This window comes from Kitasatospora sp. NPDC101155 (assembly GCF_044768305.1).
Classification (GTDB): Bacteria; Actinomycetota; Actinomycetes; order Streptomycetales; family Streptomycetaceae; genus Kitasatospora.
Genome location: NZ_JBIWPN010000157.1, coordinates 1 through 1,469, shown reverse-complemented (window position 1 = coordinate 1,469; position 1,469 = coordinate 1). Strand labels below are relative to the sequence as shown.

The following is a 1,469-nucleotide window of genomic DNA, read 5'->3' as shown; positions in this document are numbered from 1 at the left end:
CCTGTATGCGGTCCTCCGCGAACTCCAGGCCCTCCTGGCCACCTGGACCGGCGCCTGCTCGATATGCGGCCAACCCGCACCGACACCAGAACCACGCCACCGCACCTAACAAAGCCCTACTAGTGCCGCGTCAGACAACGTTTGCCCTCTGCTTGCGGTGACCAATTGGGGTGTCGAAGGTGAGGCCGTGTACTGGCCGAGGGGTCAGAGCTGGTCAGCCAGGGGGCGGATGTGGTCGGCCTGGGGGCCCTTCGGACCCGGGGAGATCTCGAACTCGACGCGTTGCCCCTCGGTCAACTCGCGGAAACCAGGGACTTCGATCTCGGAGTAATGAGCGAAGACCTCGGGGCCCTGCTCGTCCGGCGTGATGAAGCCATAGCCCTTCTCTTTGTTGAACCACTTCACCGTGCCGGTGCTCCGATGCGGGCCGACCCGATCCTGTGGTGCGGTGGCGGGTACGGGTGAGGGCGTGCGCGGAGGCAGGAGGCTTTGCAGCTTGGCGGCGCGTCTGGTGAACTCCGCAGCGAGGTCGCCCAGTGCGGCGATCTCCTGCCGAATGTGCTCGACGTCCGCCGCCGAGAGCGGTGTGTGCTCCTGCGCGTCGCGCTCCGCCGCGTCCTGCTTGTCACCTTTGGACGGCCAGAACCCCATGTCCCCTCCATGAACTCAAGTCAGCAGACCACTGGCCGTCAATCTATTGCCGCGTCAGGCAACGTTCGCCCTGGTGACGCAGGGTTCAGCTCATGACCGCGCCATTGTCGACGCTGATGAAGTGCTCGTACGAGGCGCGGTACTCCCTGAGCGCCTGTCGATCAAAGGGCGCCAGTTCCTCCGCCGTGAGCGGAGCGGTCCGCGCGGCGATCTCCCCCAGGGACTCACCCGCGCAGTCCGCAATCAGCGGTTCCCCGAGGGTCTGGTCGCAGCAGATCCGAACCAGTGCCGCACGAACATGAGGGTCGTCGTTCTCGCACAGGTCCGCGGCGGCGTCCACCCGCTCATGCTCAGGCGCTGCGGGATCCAGTACGAGCTTGATCAATGCCTTAGTCCGCCATTCCTCCATGCGCACATACTGCCCGATCAACCTGCCGAACAGTACCGAGCAGACCCGCGGAGCAAACGGGGCAAACGTTGCCTGATGCGGCACTAGTAGGGCTTTGTTAGGTACCCCAAGTGATCGTCATTGGATAGGCTGTGATTTTCTTTCAGGTGTGACACCTGAGGACATGGAAGATGTCCGGCCGCGTCTGGAGGCCTTCGCAGCCGAGATGCTCGGCCCGCTGGCCCGCTGGCCCGCTGGCCCGCTGGCCCGCTGGCCCGCTGGCCCGTCGGCCCGTCGGGACCAGCGGGCCAAGGGCGAGCTGTACCTACGCGGGCTGATGCTGGACGGCAAGCGTAAGTCGATGCAGCCGATGGCCGAGCGCCTGGGCGTGGACCACCAGCAGCTCCAGCAGTTCGTGGCTTCCTCGACC

At 65.5% G+C, this 1,469-nt stretch carries 3 protein-coding genes; 1 reads left to right on the top strand and 2 read right to left on the bottom strand.

Going from position 1 to position 1,469, the window contains the following annotated elements; all coding sequences use genetic code 11:
* Positions 1-204 precede the first annotated feature (204 nt).
* Entirely contained in the window at positions 205-405 is a 201-nt protein-coding gene (locus ACIRYZ_RS46535; RefSeq protein ID WP_402955842.1) for a cold-shock protein, read from the bottom strand.
* A gap of 331 nt (positions 406-736) precedes the next feature.
* On the bottom strand, positions 737-1,081 hold the full coding sequence (locus ACIRYZ_RS46530; RefSeq protein WP_402955839.1) for a hypothetical protein: 345 nt from the start codon (positions 1,079-1,081) through the stop codon (positions 737-739).
* Positions 1,082-1,223: 142 nt separating this feature from the next.
* Here ACIRYZ_RS46530 and ACIRYZ_RS46525 point away from each other — a divergent pair.
* Positions 1,224-1,469, top strand: a 246-nt coding sequence (locus tag ACIRYZ_RS46525; protein WP_402955836.1) for a transposase, incomplete at its 3' end; no start/stop codon positions are given.